Here is a 21,401-nt window from a genome sequence, read left to right as displayed (position 1 = left end):
ACAGGGGACGACATGAGATTCCTGGAGCGGGAGCGCGCCGCACTCACCAAGCTGCTGCCGGGGCTCGACGACAGTCTGAGCGCGGTACCGCTGATGTCCTTGGAGGCACCGGAGAGCCCGGGGATCCGGCTGTTCCGGGAGAGTGGGGGCCCGGGGCTGCTGGCCCCGGAGTCGCTCCAGGGGCTGGGGGCCACCGCGCTCGACGCCCTGCGGGTACAGCGCGCCCTGGGCAGCCGCTCCCCCTCCCTCGCCGGGGCCACGACGATGCACCACTTCTCGATGGCCACCCTGGTCGGCCTCAGCGACACCGGGAAGGGTGTTGGGGGTTACGCGTCACGAGTACGAGTCTCGCGTGCTCCGCAGCCGCCTGAACAGACGAAACGAAGGGCGCACGCTCCCGCATCCCACGGCGGGCTGCCGACACCAACTGCGTGGCGGAGTCCTACGGAACCTGGCGGTAGACGTCGCGGCGGTTGCCGACGGCCAGGACCCACACGATGAGTTGGCCGTTCTCGACGGTATAGACGATGCGGTAGTCACCGACTCTGAGTCGCCAACGAGCGTTGTGCCCTTGGAGGGCTTTGATGTCGAACGCAGTCGTATCGCCCGCATCCGTTGCCTTCTGAAATTCAGTGAGGCGATACAGGATACGCAGGGCATCCGGGCGCGGGATCTTGAGCATGTCCCGCTGGGCGTGCGGCGTGAAACGCGTGACGTGCTCCATGGATCAGCGCTCATGAGCGCGGAGCAAGGCAGCCATCTCTTCGAGTGAGACCGACCCTTCCGTGCCCTCGGACTCGGCTTCGTCGGCCAGCCGGTTGAGCCACGACTCTTCGGCCTCTTCGGCGATCTGTCGCAGGCGCTGGTACTCCTGGATGTCGATCACGACAGCTTCATGCTTGCCGCGCCGGGTGATGATCGTCGGGGTTTCCTCCCGGCGAGCGCGATCGATGACGTCGGCGAGGTGGCTGCGGACCTCGGCCATGGATTCGACCACCGGATCACTCATGTAATGAATGTAGCAGATGTACATGAAGGCGGAAATCCGTCCACTGGCACACGGTCCCGTTGGCTTCTGCGCAACCCCGAGGACTTCCGCCCTGCGATGGTGGGGCCCCTCTCGTCGAGGCGGTCGGGGAAGAGGTGACCGTAGGTGTCCAGGGTCAGCGTCGCGGACTTGTGGCCCAGCATCGTCTGTACGACGTTGACGTCCGCGCCGCTGGCGATGGCAAGCACGGCCGGGCGAAGGGGCGAAGAGCCGCTAGCGGAAGTTGCGGGCGCGCAGCGGTCCGCCCTGCGGCGGTGAAGCGCAGCGCGCCGTCACCCCGTCCCTCGACGTATGGCTTGGGCTCCCTCGTCGAGGAACTTCGGGACGGGTGCGGAGCGGCGCTCGTAATTGTTGGGGGTACGAGAACATCGGCCAGAGCCAGCCGGCACCGGCCTCGCCGGTCCTCACCGTGATGGTCCGCGCAATCCGCTGACGGATGTGGCGTGGTCACCCGGCCAGCACGATGGCGTGCGGCGACGGTGCGAGCCGTGCCCGGTAGCGGCGGATCCCCCAGCTGCGGTGCTCCAGTTCTGCCGCCACCAGCACCTCCGCCATGTTCAGCCGGTCGGGCACGAGTTCCACCAGCGCTGCCACCGGGTGGTCGCCGACCAGCGGGAAGCCCTTGACCCGGCGGAACTCCCACTGCGGGTTCGGCTGGGACGCGCCGTGGCCGCGGACGATCCACTCGTCCCTCTCCGGCCCCGCACCCGGCGGCTTCTCCACGCCCACGTCCAGCAGACCTGCCTTGACCGTGAAGCTCATGCCCATGCCGGAGCCGACGACCGGACGGGTGCGCTCGCCGGGGTCGATCAGCCGCGCGACGGGCCGTGCTCGGCCGTCCGGTGTGGACAGCGCCACTCCCAGGGAGGCGTGGCGGAACTCACCTTTGCCGGCCGGTGTCTCCGGACGGAACGAGCACACCATCAACAGTTGCCGGAACTCGCGGTCGGGCGTTGCCTTGACATAGGACACCCACTGAGCGGGCACGCCCTCGTGGTCGACGGGCAGCACATCCCAGCCGAACGTGAGCCTGCCGCGCAGCGGCTCGTCGTCGGCCGGGCTGCCGAGCGTGCGCTCCGGCACAAGCTCGACATCGTGCAACCGGACCTCGGTCATGCCACGGCTCCCTTGCTCCGACCATGCAGGTAGGTGAACGCTCCCCAGTCACGGTAGTGGGGATGCCGGGCACGGGTGGCGAGCTGGGCCTCGCGGAAGGCGCGCTCCGTGTCCGTGCCGTGCGCGATCCGATGGTGCATGTGGTGGTAGAAGTACGTGGCCGGCTCCGGGCGTACGGGCCACAGACACCCGACGACGGCCTGCGCGCCGGCGGTGATCAGTGCCGACGGGATGCCACGTACGTTGTCCGCGCGATCGAATCGGCCCAGCGCGGACTCGCACGCGGCGAGAGTGACCAGGCGGACACCGCGCAGGTCGGCCTCCAGGAAGTCGTAGGCGAAGACCCGGCCGTCGTCATCATGATCCGGGGTGAGATACAGGCAGTGCATCCACGGCGCGTCCTGGTCAAGCGTCCCGTGTACGGCGATGTGGACCACGTCCGCCGTGGCCAGTTCGGCGAGCAACCGGTCACGCGTGGCCGCGGGCCCGGTGACGGCGTCCGCGCCGACCGCGTCGGCGACCTTCCGCGCGTGCTCCTCCAGCGCCGGTTCGGCGTGCAGCCCGTAGGGCACACCGCCGTCGGCGGAGGCCAGCACCGCGGTGCGGCGCGGCCGTACGGGGCCTGCGGCGGGCATCAGGGCTTCGAGGCCGGCGATGGTGGTGACCGTCCAGTCGTCGGCGATCATCCGTTCCCCGGGTCGGCACAGTGGTAACGGCAGGTAGTGCAGCGCGCCGTGCGGCCAGGCCAGGATCCGGTCCTTGCCCTGGGCCCGCCACTTGTCCCACAGTTCGCTGCCGCCGAGCGGCATGTCGCCCGGCTGCCGCAGCAGTCGGCTGCCTTCCGGCGTCACATCGCCGAACAGCGGGTCGCGTTGGATCTCCGTCCGGATCGCCTCAACCCGGTCCGCCACCGGATGCCGGTCGTTGTTCTCGTCCGCGCCGTCGCCCAGGTGCACGACGAGCACCCGGCCCTGCCTGGTGACAGCGAGGAGCACGGCCGCGCCGCTCACAGCGGCGGGCAGGAACCAGGTCAGCAGTACGGTCCGGTCGTCCAGCAGCTCGTGTGCCTTCGCCCAGAGGCGCTGGTCGTCGATGAGCGGTGCCGCGCGGCGGCTCAGCTCGTCGTCGATGAGCGACGAGATGCGCCACCGCACGTTCCGGGCGATCTGCTGGGCGTCGTGGCCGCCGGGACGGCGGTCGGAGTCCAGTACGTTCAGCAGGTGCGGCGACGCGCCAGACGCACCGAGGGAGGCCGCGGGCTCCTCCAGATCGTGCAGCTTGCCGAGAAGGTGCTGGATGTGCGCGGGCAGCGCGAGCGGACCGTCGATCCGCCACCATGCGCCCAGCTCCGGTCCCTTGCCCGCCTGGTGCAGACCGAGCATCAGACCCATCGGCAGCGTCTCGGATTCCGCCGTGAGCTGCCAGACCGCCGAGTGCACGAGGTCGCGCAGTACCCCGCCGAGTTCGGGCGCGCGGCTCGTGTCGAAGTTCGGCACGTCCACGATGATCGCGAACAGCGCTGCCTTGAGTTCCTCGCCGTGGAGGTTGCCCACCTGCTGCACGAACGGCACCAGGCTCGCCCGCGCCAGTTCCTCGAAGCCCAGCGAGGCGTAGCCGAGTGCCGCATACGCGTAGTAACCCCACGGGAACGGGACAGGGCTGCTGGAGACCGGCTCGCCCGCCTGGGCCGACTGGTAGTACAGGTCCGCCGTCAGCAGCCGGGCTTCCTCGCTCCGTACGTCGCCCGCCTGCCTCAGGAGGGTCAGCCCCAGCGCCGGCTGCCGCAGGTCGCGGGCATGTGCGGCCGCATGCAGCAGCGCCGCCGACCGTTGCGTAGGGGTCCAGGATTGCGGGGATTGCGGAAACGACGCCGCGAGCGGATGGTCGGGACCCGGGCAGTCGGTGGGGTCGTCGGGCAGCACGTGGAGCCGTGCCTCGGTCAACTGCCTGCGGTGGGCGGGGTCCCAGCGGACGCCGAGTTGCTCCGCCCAGTCCAGCGCGGTGCGCAGCAGCGGCCGGTCGGCGCGTTCCCGGGCCAGGTTGACGCCCTGGCTGATCACCTTCGCGGTTACGTCGCTGCCATGGGCGGCGACGAAATCGGCCATGGGCGACTCGAAGACCGCCCTGGGCAACCCGTCGGCCAGGGCCGGGGGAACCCCGTCCACCACTCTGAGCAGGAACAGGGCGACATCCGGATCGTCGGCGGTGGACGAGTCGAGCCATGCCGACAGAGCGGCGCCGGCGGCATCCCGGTGAACTCCCTCCTCGTCCGCGAGGATCTGCGCCAACGACGCCAGGAGCCGGGTCTTTCGGGTCCCGCCGTCCAGCTCCAGCGCGCGCACCACCAGGTGTCCCGCCTCCGCCACCAGCCGGTGGGACTCGGCTTGGAAGGGCTCCTCGTCGGTGAACCACGTGCGGTACAGGTCCGCGTCCAGCCGAGCGGACCAGATGGTACGCATCCCGCGGGCGTAGTGGTCGGCGGCGAAGTCCTCCGCTCCCCGGGTGGCCAACCGCAACCGGGCGGCGGCCAGCAACGCGGCTTCCAGTTCGGCGGGATCGCTCAGCTTGTCGATCAGCCGTGACACCACCGCGTCGGCTTCCTCGAACACCGCGCGATCGCACCGGTCCGCCACCAGGTGGACGGCCGACTCGACGGTACGGAGCGCCGCGTCCCGCCAGGCGTCCTCCGCCCCGCAGGTGTCGGCGACTTCGGCGACCAGCCTCCAGTAGACGTACATGAGCTCGACCAGACCGCGGTGGTCGAGGAACTCGTCCCGGAACAGCAGTTCCACCATCGCCTCGGCGGGCAGCGCTTGGTCCGTGTGTTCCGCCAGGGCTTGTCGCGTCTTCTCCAGTTCGCGCGCCTGTTGCTTCGCCTGGGACAACGACAGGATGCGGTCGCACGCGTAATGTGCCAACTCCATCAGCGTGCCGACCGGATCGATGAGGAACCTGACCGTCGGCGCGCCGTCCTCCTCATCACGCGGTTCGCAGCCCGGCTCGCCGAAGCGCACGGGGCCGGCACACACCATGCCCTGCCGCGTCTCGAAGTCGAGCGCGCCGATCGGATCATCCGTGACAGGCAGCACGTGGGAGACGACCAGCATGACCGTCCCCGAGGCGATCGCCGTCTCGCGCCAGCCCAGCGGCTCCTCCAGGCGGAGGTCGTGCACAAAGTACGCGCCGTCCGGGCTGAGGACGGACAGCACGCCTCCGTCGTCCTGCGTAACACACCACCTGTGATCGACAGGGTGGCCGAGGGGCAGTTCGTTCAGCGAGAGGAGCACCGGGAGGCCCCACCAGCCGTTCGCGCGGGTGAACAGGCTGCCTCCGGCCCCGCCACCGGCGGTGAACGGGCTGATGCCGGCCAGTCCTACCGCCAGTCCGGCACGCCGAACACCGTCCACCTCCACCATGAACGCCCACCCGGTGATGTCCCGCGACAGCCGCACGCCGTTCCCCTCGCGCCAACCGGTCATCAACGGGATCAACAATGGCACGATCCCTGGTCGGACCCGCTCGCTCCCCGGACCCGCGGTGAGGATCTCGAGTGCAGCAGTGTGCTCGCCCAACAGGCGGCGTGCCGCCCGCGCGTCCGGCTCACCCTTGGCGCGCGGATCCGTGAGCACCGAGAAGCCGCAGTTCGGCGGCAACGGCGCCGCGTCAATAGATGCGTGAGCGATGCGTGAGCGGACGGTGCAGGACGATCGGACGTCACCGCACATCCAACCGCCACGACGACCAACCCGGCGAACCTATGCGGTCACAGCACTAGCTCCGCTCACAGGGCAACTCCGGCTAGGCGTGCCAAGTAGGCTCCCCAGGCATGACCACTTCTCCTGATCACGTCGACAGCAGAGAAGACCTGGCAGCCTTCGTTCGCTCCTTGCGTCGCAGTCACGCCGAGGACGGAAGCTCATGGGAGAACGCGGACCTTCCGAGCTTCCTGGACGCTCTGGCCGCCTGGATGGATGACGCGGACGGCTGGTACCGCAACACCGGCCGGAATTTGCCGCCTGACGGTGACTGGGCCTTCTTCGCGCAAGCTCTGCAAGCAGCGACGACGTACGAGTAGTCCGGGCCGCGTCGAATGCGTGTCGAAGTCCAGACGATGACGCGCACTGCACGATAAGAGAAGCAGGTCAGCCAGGGCGTGGCACGCTACGCACCAGGCGCCTTCTAAGCGCTTGGCCGCAAGTTCGAGTCCTGCCGGGGGCGCCCACGCTCCGCCCTCCTTCGGGAGGGCGTTTTTGCAGGTCAGCGACCCAGCGCACCTTCGGTGCGCGCCGGGGGCGTGGTAAATGCCGTGGCGCGCGCCGAGGTGCTTCCTGTCTGCCCTGACGGGGGCTGATGTCGGTACGGGACGCTGATGAGGTTCGTTCCGGCCGAAACCGATAGCTCTGTGATGCCGGTGAGCTCGCAGGTCAGCATGGTGCCGAGGGCCGTCCACGGGAACCGTGGAGTGTTGCTGTGAGCACGCGCGTCAGAATTCCTGTTCCACCCTGGCCCTCCCGGAACGGCGAGCTGTGCTTGTCATAGCCGAGGTGGTCGGTCATCTCACCGTCGAGCGCGGACTCCAACAGCCGCTTCGTCAGCTGCTGCAACAAGCCGCCCTCGCCGGTCAACTGCAGCCCGTCGGCCTGAGCCCGGGCGACGAGTTCCTCGATGAAGCCGTCATCCGCGGCCGTTGACGGAGCCGTCTGCACGGCCACGGTCCCGGTCTCTTCAATCCGCTATGTTTTCGCTGGTCACAGGTGCAATCCTCCATGATCGGAGTTACACCGTTCTATTGGCCCTGTCTCACATTCGGTGGTGATGGAGAGTCGTGAGGGTCGTTGACCTTCGTGTGAAGGACGTCAACGAGCTTGTGCAGATAGTGTTTTCGGGACTGTTCCCGCTGGTCATCGAGGATGTGGCCGACGAGGGTGAGCGGATCGTGGTGCGGGCGCGGACTCCGCAAGGCACCGCGATCTGTCCGGTGTGCGGGGCGCCGACGGGGCGGGTGCACGGCTACCACTGGCGGACCGTCGCCGACGTGCCGGTGGACGACCGCCGGGTGGTGGTTCGTGTGCGAGTGCGGCGCCTGGTGTGTCCCACGCGCAGCTGCCAGCAGACCTTCCGTGAGCAGATGCCCGGGGTGCTGGAGCGATACCAGCGCCGCACTGTTAGCGGGCCGGGCTGGATCGCGTCTGCTGGCGATACTCGCAGTGGGCCTGTCGCGTCACACGGCCCTGCGCACCCTTCTACGCATCCCGTTGCCCACCGGACGGGCGCCCCGCGTGATCGGCGTCGACGATTTCGCCCTGCGCCGGCGGCACCGCTACGCCACCGTGGTGACGGACGCCGAGACCCATGAACGGATCGACGTACCTCCCGACCGCACTGCCGACACGCTGGAAGCATGGCTGCGCGGGCATCCGGGCATCAAGATCGTGTGCCGAGACGGCCCAGCCACCTACGCCGAGGCCGTCCGCCGGGCCCTGCCCGACGCAGTCCAGGTCGCCGACCGGTGGCACCTGTGGCACAACCTCTGCGAAGCCGCCCTGAGCAAGATGAAGGCACACAGCACCTGCTGGGCCGCCGTGCTGGACGCGCCCATCTACGATGGGCCCCGCGCGCAGACGACCATGGAACGCTGGCACCAGGTCCACAACCTGCTCGAGAAGGGCGTGGGCCTGCTCGAGTGCGCCCGCCGACTGCAGTTGGCCCTGAACACCGTCAAACGCTACGCGCGGGCGGACCGGCCCGAGCGGATGCTCCGCGTCCCCAAATACCGCGCCAGCCTCGTCGACCCCTACCGCGAGCACCTGCGCAAATGCCGGGCCGAAGATCCCGCCGTGCCCGTCCAGCACCTCTTCGAAGAGATCAAGGCCCTCGGGTTCGCCGACTGCCTGAACCTCCTGCACAAGTACATCAACCAGGGCCGCGCGGACGCCGCCCGCAGCCACATCTCCCCGCGCCGGCTCGCCCGGATGATCCTCACCAGGCCCGACAACCTCAAGGCCGAACATCACGATCTTCTCGCACGGCTCACCGCCGTCTGCCCCGAGATGACCCAACTGGCCGCCGTTGTCCGGAGCTTCGCCAAACTCCCGACGCCTTGCTCAGGAAATGCCGACGGGCTCTCGCGTTGGATCGTCGAGGTTCGCTCAGCCGATCTGCCTCATCTGCACGCCTTCACCCGGGGCCTGGACCGAGACCGCGACGCCGTGGACGCCGCACTCACACTTCCGTACAGCAACGGCCCCGCCGAAGGTGTCAACACCAAGACCAAGCGAATCGCGCGCCAGATGCACGGTCGAGCAGGCTTCACCCTCCTCCGCCACCGCATCCTCCTCGGATAGCGCCACCCTCCGTCACCACTGAAAGTGAGACAGGGCCGTTCTATTTGCAGTCCCCCCACCTGACCGGCAGAGCGGCCACCGAGGCCCTCGTCCGAACCCTCACCCGCTGGACCCCCTCCTCCAGCACCCCGAGGACCCCGCGCTCACCGCGACCCTCGGGTTCGGCCCCGGTTTCCCCCCGCGCTGGGCCGTACAGCCCCCGAGCCGCTGCGGGAACTTCCCCCGTTCCCCGGCGACAACCTCACCCACAAGACCCCCGACCTGGTCCTCCAGCTCTGCCCCCCGAGGCCCTCACCGCCAAGGCCGGCACCCTCCGTACCCGCTGGCGCCAGCCCGCCCACCTCCCCCCGACACGCCCCGGCCAGACCCCCCGCAACCTCCTCGGATTCAAGGACGGCACGGAGAACCCCACCCCGAGGAGTGCGAACGCTGGGTCTGGGCGGACGACGCGACGTACCTGGTGGTCCGCCGTATCCACCTGAAGGTGAAGGAGTTCACGAGCCTCCCCCTCACCGTCCAGGAACAGACGATCGGCCGGCACCGGGGCTCCGGCGCGCCCCTTGGACTCCGGCACGAACACGACGACGTGGACGTCTTCTCCAAAACCCCCGAAGGCCGCTACACGACCCCCCTGCACGCCCACGTCCGCGCCGCCAGCCCCCGCTACGACGGCGGCGCGCGCATGCTCCGCCGGGGCTGCACGTACGACAACGGAGCCGCCGACCAGGGCCTCCCCTTCCTCGCCTACACGCACGACCCCACCCTCTTCACCCGGGTCCAGGAACGCCTCACGACGAGGGACGACCTGCAGCCGTACACGGAACACCGTGCGTCGGCGCTCGCGTACGTCCCCCCGACCCCGGCGCCCGGCGAGTACGTGGAGAAGCGGTTCCTGGACTCATGAGGCTGGGACGCGCCCGCCCGGACGGGCGGTGGTGGCGAGCGCGCCCAGGGCCTCCTTACTCCAGCAGGGCCCGGTCGCGGTCGCGGCTCAGGACGTCAGGCCGGGTCCGCACCGGCCCCCGCCGTGAGCTTCGGCCGGACGTCGGGCGCCGTCGTGTGCCGGATGTCGGCGCCCAGCTTCACCAGGTCCTCGACCAGGTCGCGGTAACCGCGGGCCAGGTGGTGGTGGTTGCGCAGCGTGGTCCGGCCCGGTACCGCGAGCGCGGCGAGCAGCAGGACCGCGGCGGCGCGCAGGTCGGTGGCGTGGAGGTCGGTGCCGGGCCGGTACGGCGGGCAGGGGCCGTCGACGCGCAGGACCGTGTCGTCGACCGCCGTCCGCATGCCGAGCGCCTCCAGCTCCGGGGCGAAGCCGAAGCGGTGCTCCCAGACGGCCTCCCTGATGTGGGTGGGGCCTTCGGCGTACGCCGCCAGCAGGGCGAAGAAGGGCTGGCTGTCGCTGAACACGCCGCGCGACATGGCGGTGAACTCCACCGGCCGCAACGGCTTCGCCAGCGGGTGCGCGGTCACCTCGTCGGCGCCGACGTCGACGCGCACCCCCATGCGGTCCAGCAGGTCGAACTCGGGCGCGAGCGCGTGGACCGCGCGGTCGATGCCCGGGCCGGTGATCCGCAGTGGCTCGTCCGCCAGCAGGACGCCGGCGCAGATCCAGGTGACCACCTCGATCAGGTCGGGGATCAGCGTGACGTCGGCGGGCCGGTCCAGCGCCTGAGGGCCCCGCCCGTGGATCACCCACGTCTCGGGCCCGGCGAACTCGATGTCGGCGCCGAGGTCACGGAGCACGGTGACCATGTCGGTCACGTCGGGCTTGAGGTACGGGTGGTGCAGCGTGGTCGTCCCCTGCGTGACCGCGCCCATCAGCAGCGCGGTCTTGACCGCACCGCTGTAGCAGGGCCCGCTCATGAGCGCCTTGTTGCGCGTGTAGTCGAGCATGTCGATGGTGCACGGCGTGAGCCGCTGCGCGGTGAGGTCCACGGAGCCGTCCGCCGTCAGGCGGGTGGTGACCCCGAACCGCCCCATCACGTCCAGCATGTGCTCGACTGGCCTGCCGCGCGGGCCTTCGCCGATCGTGCAGCCGCCGCTCGCGGGCAGCCGGGCCACGCCGTGGCGCGAGACGAGGGCGGGCAGCAAGTAGAGCGAGCCGTGGATGCGGCCGACGAGATCGGCCGGCAGCTCCGCGCGGTCCCAGGCGGACGCGTCGACGGTGAACGTCTCGGCCGGCCCGTCGTAGTGCGCGTGCGCGCCCGCCGCGCGGAAGATCTCGCCCAGCACCGTCGTCTCGACGATGTCCGGGCAGTTTCCGATGCGCACCGGCGCGCTCGCGGTGGCCGCGGCGGCCACCGTGGTGACCAGGGAGTGCTTGAACCCGGAGGTGCGGACGGACCCGGAGAGCCGGTTCCCGCCGTGGATCTCCAGCAGCGGCTCGCCCGGGGGAGCGGGTTCTCGCCGACGGTCCTGCATGGGGGTACCTCCTGCGCTGAGTGGTGACGGGGCGGGCGAAAGGGGCCGGTGCTCGATCGAACGCAGCCACTGCCGCGCTTGACTCGCACTGGTCAGGTGGACGACGGCGAGGCCGGGGTGCAAGCCGAGGAAAGCGGCCGTCTCGGCGCGCCGGGTGGCGTGCTGGGACCAGGCCCAGCGCAGCGGGTGGCGCGGGTTGCGCAGCATCGACCGCCAGGTCTCCCGGTTGCCGTGCCACAGCTCGCGGCCGGTGGCGGCCCGGACCACCGAGCGCCGCAGCACGCGGCTCATGACGGTCCGGCGGGGCAGGTCGAGCCAGACGAACGTGTCGGCGCGCTCGCCGAGCAGGTCGCCGACGACCCAGTGGTACTGGGCGTCACAGATCCACGCCGGTGTTCGCGTGGCGCGCTCCACGTCGTCCGCGAACTCCGCCCGGTGGGTCCACCCGGGCCCGTGGTAGAGCGCGTCCATCTCGATGTGCCGGATGTCCAGCGCCCCGGCGAGGGCGGCGGCCAGCGTGGTCTTGCCCGCGCCGGAGATCCCGCCGACGACGATCCGCCGCAGCGGCGCGGGTGCGGGCGCCGCTACCGGCCGGGTGGGCCGCGTGAGGAACCCGACCGACAGGGCCGTCCCCGCGCAGACGACGGCCAGGCCGAGCCACAGGACGGTGTTCCCGTGGGCCAGCAGCGCCGTCCCGGCCGCCGGGGCGACGGCGCCCGCGATCCCGAAGGACGTCTGGAAGGTCGCGTTGTAGCGGCCCTCCAGACCGGGCGGCGCGGCGGCGTTCGCCGTCGTGGTGACGACCGGGGCGAACAGCGCGTCGCCGAGCGTGCCGATCAGCGCCGCGCACAGGACGACCGCGGTGGTGGCCGGCCCCGCCCAGCCGGACGGCGCCATGACGAGGACCGCCAGGGTGAGGAAGCAGCACGCCAGGCGCAGCACCCGCGGGGCGGGGACACGCCGCGCGTAGGCGACCGTGGGGCGCCGGGCCACGGCCATCGACACGCAGGCGACGGCGATCACCACCCCGGGCACCCACGACGGCTGCCCGAGCACCACGATGGCGACCACCGGGAGCATCGCCGTCAGGCAGTCGGAGACGAACGCCAGCAACAGCGTCAGCAGGCACAGCCGCAGGAAGCCGGGGTCGTCACGCAGGTCGCGCCACCGCCACGCCCGCCCGTCGGCCGGAGGCTCGGCCGCGGGGGAGGGCCGGACGTGCCGACGCACCGTGAGCACCAGGACCATGGCCGCCGCGTAGGTGAGGCCGTTGGCGTAGGCGACCAGGTGCAGTCCCGTACCGCTGTCGATCAGCAGGCCCCCGGCGGTCGCGCCGATCGCGCCGCCCGCCGCCCACCCGCTGACTTTCAGCACGCTCGCCGTGCTCAGCACGCCGATGAGCGCCTCGGCCGGGACCAGCCGGGCCAGCAGCGGTGTGCTGGCCGTCCAGAACAGCCGGTCCGCGGCGGCCGCGACGACGGCGAGCGCGCCGACCTGCCACGTGGCGGAGACGAAGGGGAACAGCGCGAACGCCCCGGTGCGCACGGCGTAGCTCAGGGCCGCCCCGTTCGCCGGACCCCACCGGTCCACCAGCAGGCCGTTCACCGGTCCCGCCAGCAGGCCGAGGAGCCCGCCGACCGTCAGCGCGGCACCGACGTGCGCCAGGGGGAGGTGCTGCCCCCGGGTGAAGAAGATCAGCGCGACCGGCGTCCACAGGCCGTTGCCCACGCAGTCGACGGTCAGCGCCACCAGGTAGGTGCGCTTCCCGGGCGTCTCCCGCCCCCGGCCGATCCGGAACGGGGTCACGGGCGGACGAAGTGCACGAGCAGCGCCCGCCGGTCCACGGGGCAGGTGTCGGCGACCGGCGGGACGCCGTGCCAGGACCGGTCCGAGCGGACGAGCACGACGGACGTCCCGGTGGTCGGCGCCACCCGCTTCGCGCAGTCGTCCATGTCGGCGCTGCGCAGCAGCCGCAGGTCACCGCTCCACTCCGGGTCCCACCCGTCGTTGAAGTAGAAGAGGTGGGTCACCGCCTTGTCCGGGCGGTCGGTGTGCGGCTCGATCCAGCAGCCCCGGGCGTAGCGGGTCATGCGGGCCTCGACCAGGCACCGCTCCAGGTCCACGCCGGTGAGCGCGGACAGCGCCTCGCGGTAGGGCTGGGAGACGACGTCCGCGACGAGCTGCTGCCAGTTCGCGGGGAGCGTGCGCACTTGGTCCTCGTCGACCGCGCCGGCGGTGACGAGGTTGCGGTTGAACATCCGGTACTGCTTGTCGGACCGGTTCAGGTCGGTGCGCTCGGACTCCTCGAAGCCGTCGTCGCTGAACTCGCCGCGCAGGTTCTCGGCGACGGCATCCGTGACGAACGAGCGGGGGATCACGGCGTGGCCGAACGGGTCCTGTTCCAGCTCGGCCCGGCTGATGGTCTCGATGTCGACGAGGGACACGTCTTCTTCCTTACAGGTGGACGGGGTGGGTGAACGCGCCGGCGACCGTGCGCAGCCGGGTCTCCTCCCGGAGGCCGTGGAGCGTGAGCAGCCGGGCGACGCTGCCGTGTTCGGCTTCGATCCCGGCGATCAGTGAGCGCATCGTCGCCGCCGGCGTGGAGGTCCGCAGCCGCAGCTGCGCGAGGGTGTCCTCGCGGGTCCAGTTCGGGCGGGCGTCGGCGCTGCGCAGGGCGCGGTAGGCGCGGGCGGTCAGGGCGTAGTCCCGGGCGACGTCCGCCGTCCGCACCCCGAGCGCCCGCAGGACCAGGGCGCTGACGACGCCGGTGCGGTCCTTGCCCATCGCGCAGCAGATGTAGACGGGGACCTCCGCCCCGTCGGCGAGCAGGTCCACGATCTCCGCCGCGACCGGCGCCGCCCTCGTCAGCATGTCGCGGTAGTTCGCGAGGTAGTCGCTGGGCCGGGGCCGCACATTGCCCCGGATACGGCTCATGTCGCCGGCCACGGGCCGGGACAGCACGGTCGCGCCCGTGCACTCGGGCCCCCGGTACTGCCGGCGTTCCTCCTCCAGGCGCAGGTCGACGACGGTACGGATGCCCAGGCCGCCGAGCGCCGGCGCCGTCTCCGGAGACGGCGCCGGCCCCCGGACGAGGAGCCCCCGCCGCAGGTACCCCCCGCCGGGACCGCGCAGCCCGCCCAGATCGCGCACGTTGGGCAGGCCCGGAACCATGATCCTCCGGGTGTTCATGCCACCCCTTCGCGGTACCGGTCGCCCAGGGCGGCGACGACCTGACGGACGACGGCCTCGTTCGCGACCGCGATACGGACGGCGGCCGGCAGCCCCGGCGCGCCGGACAGGTCCCGTACGACGATCCCCCGCTCCAGGAGGTGCCGGCTCGCGGCCCCGGCGTCCGCCGGGTCGGGGACGTCCCAGGTGACGAAGTTCCCGCCGCTCGGCCGGGCGTGCCAGCCGGGCACCGCGCGCTCGACCTCGGCCGCGAACCGCTCCCGCAGCCGCCGCACGTCGGCCCAGATCCCGGTGAAGACGGCCTGCGCCTCCAGTGAACGCCGCAGCAGCGCGACCGCCGGAGCGGAGACCGAGCCCTCCGGGTCCAGGTCGAACAGGTGGCGGGCGGTCGCCGGGTGCGCTACCGTCACCGCGATCCGGGCGCCCGACAGCCCGTAGGACTTGGAGAACGTGTTGACGCGGACGACGTGCCGCAGACCGGCGAGCCCGCGCACCAGCTCCTCGCCGCCCTCGGTGAACGCCAGGTAGGCGGTGTCCACGACCAGGAGACTGCCGTGCTCCGCCACCGCGTCCGCCAGCTCGGCCAGCTCCTCCCTTCCGTGCACCTGCCCGGTGAAGCTGTGCGGGGTGGTGACGACGACGAACGCCGGCGCACCCGCGCGCAGCCGCCGCGCCAGGTCACGGAGGTCGAACAGGCCGGTCTCGGGGTCCGGGGCCACGGGGTCCAGGACACAGCCCGAGATCGCCGCGAACTTCGCCCAGCCGTCGAAGTTCGGCTGGTGCAGGACGATCCGCGACACCTCCGGGAACGCCCGGGTCAGCAGGTTCAGCCCGGGATCGCTGCCCGCGGTCAGGACGAGGGAGTCGGTGTCCACCCCGAACCGGTCGGCCAGCATGCCGTAGACCGGCTGGAGGATGGGGTAGGTCAGCACGTCGTTCGGGTCCAACTCCGCCAGCGTGGCCCGGTGCACCGCCGCCGCCCGGCTGTCCAGCAGCCCGCAGTTCTTCAGGTTGATCTCGTCGGGGACCCGGACGCGCCGGTTGCGGAACCGGCCGGCGCTCTCCCGCAGGAAGGGGGAGCCCGCCTTTTCCCGCGCCGGCACGAGCGTCTCGTCCCTCATGCCGGGCGCAGGGCCGGGCCGGCGGCGCGGGCGGGGATGTTCTCGAACACCTGCGTGACGTCCGGCTGGCTGCCGAAGACGATGTCGTAGCCGCGGGCCAGCTCGTCGTCGGTCAGCGCGTGGGTGCCCGGCACGAACAACTGCCGGTTGAACGCGGCCATCTCGTGGTCGAGCAGGTCTGGGCCCGCGAGCTCCCAGGGGGCGTACACGGTCGGCCGGGCCCGGCCCCCGCGCTCCTGGACGGCCTCGATGGTCCGCTCGGCCCCCTCGATCGTGGTGCCGGGCAGCCCGACGATGACGAAGCAGTTCAGCTCGATGCCCGACTCCTTGCACCAGGCCGAGAGCCGGTCGAGGTCCATCGCGGACTTCTGCTTCGCCCGGGGCAGCAACGCGCCCTCCTGCGGGTCGAGCGTCTCCAGACCGACGCTGATCCGGACGCAGCCGGCCGCCCCCATCGACCGGATCATCCCCTCGCTGAGGTGGTGGACCGTCGTCGCGCACTTCCACGGGTACGGGGAACCGCGGCCGGTCAGCTCCCGGCAGAGCTCCTCCATCCACTTCTTGTCCAGCGTGAACGTCGGCGCGTAGAACGCCACGTACTCGAACGGCGCCGCGGCGAACGACTCCTCGATGTACTGGAGCGTCCGCTCGACCGTGAGCCGCCGTTCCTTCCGCGTGTAGATCAGCGGCACCTCGCAGTAGGAGCAGCCGACCGGGCACCCACGAGCCGCCGGTACGACCAGTTCGCGGCGGCGCGGGATGCCGCAGAACTTGTTCGCGTCGTCGAAGTAGAGGGCGTCGTAGTGCCCGTACGGGATCTCGGCGGGCGTCGGCAGGTACCAGTCCTCCGCCGGGAGCAGGTCGCCGCGGCGCTTCGGAGCGGCCCAGGAGCCGTCGCGGCGCAGGTGCACCCCCGCCGCGTCGGCCGCCCGGCCCCGGAAGGTCTCGATCGCGGCGACGACGCCGGACTCGAAGTCGCCGTTCTCCACGATCGCGTCGATGTCGAAGCGCTCGAAGAAGCGGGGGTTGACCCCGGACAGCCTGCCGAACGTGACGATCGGGGCGTCCGGGTTCAGCGCCCGCGCGTAGGAGACGAGCCGGCGCAGCCCGTCGATGCCGTCGAACTCGTTCATCACGGCGATCGCGTCGTACCGCTCCTGGAAGAGCCTGCTGCCGAGGTCCTTCCACGTCAGCCGCTCGACACTGGCGTCGATCGCGGTGACCTGGGCGCCCGGGTAGACGGCGCGCAGGTGACCGGCGACCTGGTAGAGCGCGAGGTGGTGCCCCGCGTTGAAGTAGCTGAGCACCTGCGGCGGCCAGATCACGAGGATCTTCCGGGGTTCGTCCACAATCTTTCCCATGGGGGTCCTTTCGGTGCCGGGCGCCGGACGGTCAGTTCTGCGGCCGGTACGCGGAGCCGGCGAGCCCGGTGGTCAGCCAGTACTCGATCTGGACCGTGATCCGCTCGGTCCCCTCCGGGTGCTCGATCTTCGAGACCGCGTGCCACGACTTGTCGGTGGGCGGGAAGGCGAGCAGCTGACCGCCGACCGGGCTGATCTCCTCCGTCGGACCCTCCTTGGGGGACGCGAAGATCTGGAACTGCCCGCCCGCCTCGACGGGCCAGTCACGGTTCAGGTAGAGGATCACGGTGATCGCCTTGGTCGGCTTGTCCTTGTGCACCGACAGGTAGTCGCCGTTGCGGTGGGTGTAGAGGCCGATGCTGCGCTGCAGGCCGGCCAGTTCGATCCCGGTCGACTTCTCCAGCCAGGCGGTGAACTCGGCGCCGCGCAGGTCCTCCACGAGGTCGCGCCAGATCGCGGGCAGGCGGGGGAAGACCGGGGCTTCCTTTTCGAGGACGATGAGGTCCACGAGGTTCATCCGGTACTGCTTCTCGTGCTTCGGGTCCTCGACCGCGATCTTCGCGACGTCGGCGGTCGGCATGGTGGCGAGCAACTCCTTCAGTTGCCCGTCGTCGAGCAGGTCACGGCCGCGGAAGAGCTGGAACGGCTGGGTACGTTCCTCCAGCGCCGAGTCGAGCGTCAGCACCACGGTGTCTCCTTGGGGTCGATACGGGGGTCCCGGGACGGCCCGGGCCCGACCTGGCCACAGCCTGTCCGCGGGCCCCTGCCGACCCCTTGTCGGTTCGCTGCCCGGCCGCTGCCGGGGATCGGCAAGGTCTTCGCAAACCGGCGCGCCATCGCACGGCAAGCGGGACGGTGACACTGGCGGGGCAGCCCTGATACCCGAACCGGTGCACACGCCGGCCGCTGAGAGGTGCGAGTCTTGATCAACCTGGACGTCCGGCTCGAAACGTGGGACCACCCCTTCCGGCACTTCCGCGGCGCCGGTCTGCTCTCCGCGCGCGACCTGGCCGACCTCGGCGCCACCGCGCCGGACGCGGGCCTGTTCCAGCGGATCGACACCTCGACCGGTGACGTACGGCGCCGCTACCGCTCGTCCGTCCTGCCGATCTCCGACAACAAGACCGGCCTCACCCCCGATGAGATCCCCCTGGCGGCGCCCTGGCGCGAACTGGTCACCGACCTGCTGTCCGAGGAGTTCACCGACTGGCTGCGCCGCGAGACCGGGGTGGACACCACCGGGCTCCACCGCCGGGCCGAGCTCTACCACCACTACGACGGCGACTTCGAGGACCTCAACGTCGGCAAACAGCACAAGAGACTCGCCTTCGAACTGCACACCAACGAGCACTGGCCGGCCGACGGCGGCGGAGAACAGGAGTACTGGTCCGGCCCGGACAGGTCGGCCGGCCCCGCCTCGACGATGCCCCCGACGGGAGGCACCGCCTGGTTCTACTCGGCGTCGCCCTCGTCCTGGCACCAGATGGCGCCGGTCACCGCGGGGCGGGGCCTGGTGCGGCGGTCGGTCACCATGGGCTTCTTCGAGTAGCCGACGAACCCCGGCCGGACACCGACAGCCAAACACCGACGGAAGCCGCCGCCCGAGCTGTCTCGGGCGGCGGCTTCCGTCGGTGGAGCCCCTCGCTCCTCCCGGTCACTCCTCGTCGATCCGGATGGCCGACGACGGGCACAGGTGGACCGCCTGACGGACGGCCGGCCCGTCCGCCCCGGCCGGATCCACCGTCAGCGGCGCGACCAGCCCCTCCTCGTCCTGGTCGAAGACGGCGGGCGCCGCCAGGACGCACTGGGCGGCGCCGACGCACCGCTCCCTGTCCGCGGTGATGTGCACGGGCGTGCCCCTTTCCTCAGCAGTTCACCGGCACCCGGTAGATGCCGTAGATCCCGGCGTCGTCCTTGTACGGCAGTTCCTCGGCCGGCACGGCCAGCGACAGGCCCGGCACCCGGCGCAGCAGCGTCTCGAACACGACCTCCAGCTCCACCCGGGCCAGGTTCTGCCCGAGGCACTGGTGGACCCCGTACCCGAAGGCGACGTGGTGGCGCGCGCCGCGCTCGAAGTCGAGCCGGTCCGGGTGCTCGAAGACCTCGTCGTCCCAGTCGGCGGCGAGCCCGGACACGACGATGCCCTCGTCCTTGCGGATCGTGACGCCGCCGATCTCGATGTCCTCGGTGGCGACCCGGGCGGGCGCGTTCTCCACGACGCTGAAGTAGCGCAGCATCTCCTCGATCGCCGGGGACAGCAGCGCGGGGTCGGCCGCGATCCGCGCCTTGTGCTCCGGGTTCTCCAGCAGCGCGACCACGCCCAGCGAGATCATGTTCGCGGTGGTCTGGTGCCCGGCGATCAGCAGCATGACGGCGGTGCCGACGATCTCGTCGTGCGTCATCACCGGCGTCTGCCGGTTGCGCGCGATGAGCCGGCCGATCAGGTCGTCGGTGGGCTCGCCCCGCTCCTTCTCGGTGACGAGGTCCTCCAGGAAGTCGTTGAGCGCGTCGGAGGCCGCGGCGCGCTCCCGTATCGAGACGGACCGGCTGACCAGCATGCCCGCCCACTCGTGGAAGTCGCGGCGCTGCTCGTGGGGCACGCCCAGCAGCTCGCAGATCACCAGCGACGGCACCGCCTGCGACACGTGCTCGACGAGGTCGGCCGGCTGCGGCGCGGCCAGCATCTCGTCGATGCTCCGGTCGACGATCTCCTGGACACGCGGGCGCAGCGCGGCGATCCGGCGCAGCGAGAACTCGCCGGTCAGGATCTTGCGGTGAGCCCCGTGCTCGGCCCCGTCCAGGTGGATCATGGACCGCCGGGTGCTGAGCCGGCGGACGCGCTCGGTCGCCGCGCGCTGCTCGGCGGTCAGCCGGCCCGGGAACGCCGGGTGCAGGCGGTCGGCGCTGACCCGCGGGTCGGCGAGCAGCTTGCGGGCCAGCTCGTGCTTGGTGACCAGCCAGGCCACCTGGCCGTCGGGCATGCGGACCCGGCTGACCGGCTCCCGCCCGCGCAGCTCCCGGTACTCGGCGGGCGGGTGCATGGGGCACTCGCGGGCCATGGGGAACGACGGAATGTCGTGGTCGAGCGTCTCGGTCATGGGATGGGTTCCCGTTCCTCTCGGGCCTGCCGGTTCGCTGCCGCCGCACGGAGCGCGACCCGGTTGATCTTGCCGACACCGATCATCGGGAGGGCGTCGACCACCCTTATTTCCTCGGGCAGTTTGTACGTGGCGATTCCGCGCTCCGTGAGGAAGCGGCGCAGGCCGAGCAGCGTCGGCTGCTTCTCCGGGTCGGAGGGGACGGCGAAGACGCAGACCGTCTGCCCCCACACCGGGTGCGGCATCGCGACCGCCGCGACCGCCCGCAGCAAGGGGTGCTCGGCGAGCAGCGATTCGATCTCCCCGGCGGAGATCTTCTCCCCGCCGCGGTTGATGACGTCGCCGACCCGGCCCTCCACCACCAGCCCGCCCGACGGGTGGAGGCGCGCCAGGTCGCCGGTGCGGTAGAAGCCGTCGTCGGTGAAGGCGCGCGCGTCGGCGTCCGGCGCCGCGTAGTACCCGGCGACCGTGTACGGGCCCCTGGTCAGCACTTCTCCCACCTCGCCGGGTGCCACTTCGGTGCCGTCCTCGGCCGCGATGCGGATCTCGTCGCCGGGTGAGGCGGGCCGCCCCTGGGTGTGGGCGATGACGTCACCGGGGTCGTCCAGCGCGGTGTAGGTCAGCAGCCCCTCGCTCATGCCGTAGCACTGCTGCACCGTACAGCCGAGCAGCTTGTGCGCCTCGGCCGCCGGGGCGGGCTCCAGCCGGGCGCCGCCGGCCTGGAGCACGCGCAGCGACGTCGGCCCGCGGCCCCGCTGCCCGACCTCGCCCAGCCACTGGGTGACCAGCGCGGGCACCAGCGTCGTGTGCGTCACCCCCTCCCGGTCGATGAGGTCGAGCGCCGCCCCGGGATCTCCCGGCGAGCCCAGGACCACCCGGCCGCCGAAGGCCAGGACGCCGAATATGCCGGGGCAGTTGAGGACGAACCCGTGCGCCCCCGACATGACGGCGAGGTACACCGTGTCCGGCGACAGCCCGGCCCACCGGGCGGCCGTGCGGATCATGTAGCCGTAGCCCTCGTGGGCGCGCGCGATCGCCTTCGGTGGGCCGGTGGTCCCGCTGGACAGCAGGAAGACGGCGGGCTCGTCGGCCAGCGGCGGCCCCAGATCGGGCAGGGGCCTCGCCCCGGGATCGGGACGGCACAGCTCGACCAGGTCCTCGGTGCCTTCGGGAACGGCGTCCGACGTGCGGTCGGCGACCAGGATGCGCCGGATACTCGGGCAGCTCTCCCGCAGTTCCCTCGCCAGCGCGACATGGTCGAAGCGCTGCCAGCGGCGCGGTACGGCCACGGCCGTGGGCCGGGTGGCCGCCACGACCGCCAGCAGCTCGCGACGGCGCAGCGTGGGCACCGCCATCACCGGGTGGGCGCCCAGCCGCATCAGCGCCAGCGGCAGGACGACCAGCTCCAGGTCGTTGGGGAGCTGGACCAGGACCCGGTCCCCGCGCGCGATCCCGAGGCCGGCCAGCCGGGCGGCGGCGCCGGCGACCGCGTCCGCCAGCTCGCGCCGGGTCAGCCGGCCGCCGGGGCCGCGGACGGCCTCCTTCTCGGGATCCTCGTCCACGTGCCGCAGCACCAGCCGGTCGACCCGCTCGGGACGCCACCACCCGCGGTCGCGGTACTCCCGCGCGCGATCCGGCGGAATCCTCGGGAGGCCGGGATCCTCGGGACGGAATGAACTCACGCCCTGTCACCTTCCTTTCTC

Annotated in this window: 17 protein-coding genes, 1 tRNA gene and 4 pseudogenes; 8 read left to right on the top strand and 14 right to left on the bottom strand. The window is 71.4% G+C overall.

Translation table 11 applies throughout. The annotated features are described in order from the left end of the window. Window positions 1-12 precede the first annotated feature (12 nt). A pseudogene (locus AC067M_RS30040) lies at window positions 13-324 on the top strand (acyl-CoA dehydrogenase); the annotation flags it as partial. Window positions 325-442: 118 nt separating this feature from the next. On the opposite strand, the gene AC067M_RS30035 reads toward AC067M_RS30040, so the two are convergent. Next, window positions 443-724 carry a type II toxin-antitoxin system RelE family toxin gene (locus AC067M_RS30035; protein WP_478700171.1) on the bottom strand — a complete coding sequence of 94 codons (282 nt, stop codon included), beginning with the start codon at window positions 722-724 and terminating at the stop codon, window positions 443-445. Between the two features lie 3 nt (window positions 725-727). Beyond that, window positions 728-1,009, bottom strand: a complete 282-nt coding sequence (locus AC067M_RS30030) for a type II toxin-antitoxin system Phd/YefM family antitoxin (RefSeq protein ID WP_478700170.1) — start codon at window positions 1,007-1,009, stop codon at window positions 728-730. A gap of 391 nt (window positions 1,010-1,400) precedes the next feature. On the opposite strand from AC067M_RS30030, the pseudogene AC067M_RS30025 reads away from it, so the two are divergent. Beyond that, window positions 1,401-1,481: pseudogene (locus AC067M_RS30025) on the top strand (GNAT family N-acetyltransferase); the annotation flags it as partial. 14 nt (window positions 1,482-1,495) lie between these two features. On the opposite strand, the gene AC067M_RS30020 reads toward AC067M_RS30025, so the two are convergent. Together AC067M_RS30020 and AC067M_RS30015 are read right to left on the bottom strand one after the other, a co-directional pair. Further along, window positions 1,496-2,164 (bottom strand): hypothetical protein, encoded by a 669-nt coding sequence (locus AC067M_RS30020; RefSeq protein ID WP_478700169.1) that lies wholly within the window; start codon window positions 2,162-2,164, stop codon window positions 1,496-1,498. Continuing rightward, a complete protein-coding gene (locus AC067M_RS30015) occupies window positions 2,161-5,616 on the bottom strand; it encodes a CHAT domain-containing protein (RefSeq protein WP_478700168.1) in 3,456 nt (1,151 codons plus the stop codon). The genes AC067M_RS30020 and AC067M_RS30015 overlap by 4 nt, the downstream gene beginning before the upstream one ends. Window positions 5,617-5,990: 374 nt before the next feature. Here AC067M_RS30015 and AC067M_RS30010 point away from each other — a divergent pair, with 374 nt between their 5' ends. Together AC067M_RS30010 and AC067M_RS30005 are read left to right on the top strand one after the other, a co-directional pair. Beyond that, window positions 5,991-6,239: a DUF7660 family protein gene (locus tag AC067M_RS30010; RefSeq protein ID WP_478700167.1), complete on the top strand. Its 249-nt coding sequence runs from the start codon at window positions 5,991-5,993 to the stop codon at window positions 6,237-6,239. A 70-nt stretch (window positions 6,240-6,309) separates the two neighbouring features. Then, window positions 6,310-6,382 (top strand) — tRNA-Arg (locus AC067M_RS30005). 287 nt (window positions 6,383-6,669) lie between these two features. Here AC067M_RS30005 and AC067M_RS30000 read toward each other — a convergent pair. Beyond that, window positions 6,670-6,876: pseudogene (locus AC067M_RS30000) on the bottom strand (IS256 family transposase); the annotation flags it as partial. A gap of 113 nt (window positions 6,877-6,989) precedes the next feature. On the opposite strand from AC067M_RS30000, the pseudogene AC067M_RS29995 reads away from it, so the two are divergent. From AC067M_RS29995 to AC067M_RS29985, 3 genes and pseudogenes are all read left to right on the top strand, one after another. Beyond that, a pseudogene (locus AC067M_RS29995) lies at window positions 6,990-7,202 on the top strand (ISL3 family transposase); the annotation flags it as partial. A 28-nt stretch (window positions 7,203-7,230) separates the two neighbouring features. Beyond that, window positions 7,231-8,508, top strand: coding sequence for an ISL3 family transposase (locus AC067M_RS29990; RefSeq protein WP_478700166.1), 1,278 nt, complete (start codon window positions 7,231-7,233; stop codon window positions 8,506-8,508). 106 nt (window positions 8,509-8,614) lie between these two features. Then, the gene (locus tag AC067M_RS29985; protein ID WP_478700214.1) at window positions 8,615-9,412 is read left to right on the top strand and encodes a Dyp-type peroxidase; all 798 of its coding nucleotides are present in this window, start codon (window positions 8,615-8,617) and stop codon (window positions 9,410-9,412) included. Window positions 9,413-9,507: 95 nt separating this feature from the next. Here AC067M_RS29985 and AC067M_RS29980 read toward each other — a convergent pair whose 3' ends face one another. Genes AC067M_RS29980 through AC067M_RS29955 form a run of 6 tightly spaced genes read right to left on the bottom strand, consistent with a single transcriptional unit; the run spans window position 9,508 to window position 17,288 of the window. Then, on the bottom strand, window positions 9,508-12,735 hold the full coding sequence (locus AC067M_RS29980) for an MFS transporter (protein ID WP_478700165.1): 3,228 nt from the start codon (window positions 12,733-12,735) through the stop codon (window positions 9,508-9,510). After that, window positions 12,732-13,373 (bottom strand): prolyl hydroxylase family protein, encoded by a 642-nt coding sequence (locus AC067M_RS29975; RefSeq protein ID WP_478700164.1) that lies wholly within the window; start codon window positions 13,371-13,373, stop codon window positions 12,732-12,734. Before AC067M_RS29975 ends, AC067M_RS29980 begins: the two co-directional genes overlap by 4 nt. 10 nt (window positions 13,374-13,383) lie before the next feature. Then, window positions 13,384-14,118: a tyrosine-protein phosphatase gene (locus tag AC067M_RS29970; RefSeq protein WP_478700163.1), complete on the bottom strand. Its 735-nt coding sequence runs from the start codon at window positions 14,116-14,118 to the stop codon at window positions 13,384-13,386. Next, on the bottom strand, window positions 14,115-15,239 hold the full coding sequence (locus tag AC067M_RS29965) for an aminotransferase class I/II-fold pyridoxal phosphate-dependent enzyme (protein ID WP_478700162.1): 1,125 nt from the start codon (window positions 15,237-15,239) through the stop codon (window positions 14,115-14,117). Before AC067M_RS29965 ends, AC067M_RS29970 begins: the two co-directional genes overlap by 4 nt. Then, a complete protein-coding gene (locus AC067M_RS29960) occupies window positions 15,236-16,600 on the bottom strand; it encodes a B12-binding domain-containing radical SAM protein (RefSeq protein ID WP_478700161.1) in 1,365 nt (454 codons plus the stop codon). The genes AC067M_RS29965 and AC067M_RS29960 overlap by 4 nt, the downstream gene beginning before the upstream one ends. Window positions 16,601-16,631: 31 nt before the next feature. Beyond that, a complete protein-coding gene (locus AC067M_RS29955; protein WP_478700160.1) occupies window positions 16,632-17,288 on the bottom strand; it encodes a prolyl hydroxylase family protein in 657 nt (218 codons plus the stop codon). 234 nt (window positions 17,289-17,522) lie between these two features. On the opposite strand from AC067M_RS29955, the gene AC067M_RS29950 reads away from it, so the two are divergent. Beyond that, window positions 17,523-18,149, top strand: coding sequence for a 2OG-Fe(II) oxygenase (locus AC067M_RS29950; RefSeq protein ID WP_478700159.1), 627 nt, complete (start codon window positions 17,523-17,525; stop codon window positions 18,147-18,149). 105 nt (window positions 18,150-18,254) lie between these two features. On the opposite strand, the gene AC067M_RS29945 is transcribed toward AC067M_RS29950, so the two are convergent. Genes AC067M_RS29945 through AC067M_RS29935 form a run of 3 tightly spaced genes read right to left on the bottom strand, consistent with a single transcriptional unit; the run spans window position 18,255 to window position 21,380 of the window. Next, complete coding sequence (locus AC067M_RS29945; protein WP_351801595.1) at window positions 18,255-18,449, bottom strand: ferredoxin; 195 nt, start codon at window positions 18,447-18,449, stop codon at window positions 18,255-18,257. A 16-nt stretch (window positions 18,450-18,465) separates the two neighbouring features. Then, the gene (locus AC067M_RS29940; RefSeq protein WP_478700158.1) at window positions 18,466-19,698 is read right to left on the bottom strand and encodes a cytochrome P450; all 1,233 of its coding nucleotides are present in this window, start codon (window positions 19,696-19,698) and stop codon (window positions 18,466-18,468) included. Then, on the bottom strand, window positions 19,695-21,380 hold the full coding sequence (locus tag AC067M_RS29935; RefSeq protein WP_478700157.1) for an AMP-binding protein: 1,686 nt from the start codon (window positions 21,378-21,380) through the stop codon (window positions 19,695-19,697). The genes AC067M_RS29940 and AC067M_RS29935 overlap by 4 nt, the downstream gene beginning before the upstream one ends. Window positions 21,381-21,401 lie beyond the last annotated feature (21 nt).

This window comes from Streptomyces sp. NPDC043427, assembly GCF_056436655.1.
The sequence above is the reverse complement of the archived record's forward strand: the minus strand, read 5'-3'. Positions and strand labels throughout refer to the sequence as shown.

What these genes read in the sequence shown, in the direction of transcription:
- AC067M_RS30035 (WP_478700171.1), bottom strand. Translation starts at nt 724, where the DNA reads ATGGAGCACGTCACGCGTTTCACGCCGCACGCCCAGCGGGACATGCTC.
- AC067M_RS30030 (WP_478700170.1), bottom strand. Translation starts at nt 1,009, where the DNA reads ATGAGTGATCCGGTGGTCGAATCCATGGCCGAGGTCCGCAGCCACCTC.
- AC067M_RS30020 (WP_478700169.1), bottom strand. Translation starts at nt 2,164, where the DNA reads ATGACCGAGGTCCGGTTGCACGATGTCGAGCTTGTGCCGGAGCGCACG.
- AC067M_RS30010 (WP_478700167.1), top strand. Translation starts at nt 5,991, where the DNA reads ATGACCACTTCTCCTGATCACGTCGACAGCAGAGAAGACCTGGCAGCC.
- AC067M_RS29970 (WP_478700163.1), bottom strand. Translation starts at nt 14,118, where the DNA reads ATGAACACCCGGAGGATCATGGTTCCGGGCCTGCCCAACGTGCGCGAT.
- AC067M_RS29965 (WP_478700162.1), bottom strand. Translation starts at nt 15,239, where the DNA reads ATGAGGGACGAGACGCTCGTGCCGGCGCGGGAAAAGGCGGGCTCCCCC.
- AC067M_RS29960 (WP_478700161.1), bottom strand. Translation starts at nt 16,600, where the DNA reads ATGGGAAAGATTGTGGACGAACCCCGGAAGATCCTCGTGATCTGGCCG.
- AC067M_RS29940 (WP_478700158.1), bottom strand. Translation starts at nt 19,698, where the DNA reads ATGACCGAGACGCTCGACCACGACATTCCGTCGTTCCCCATGGCCCGC.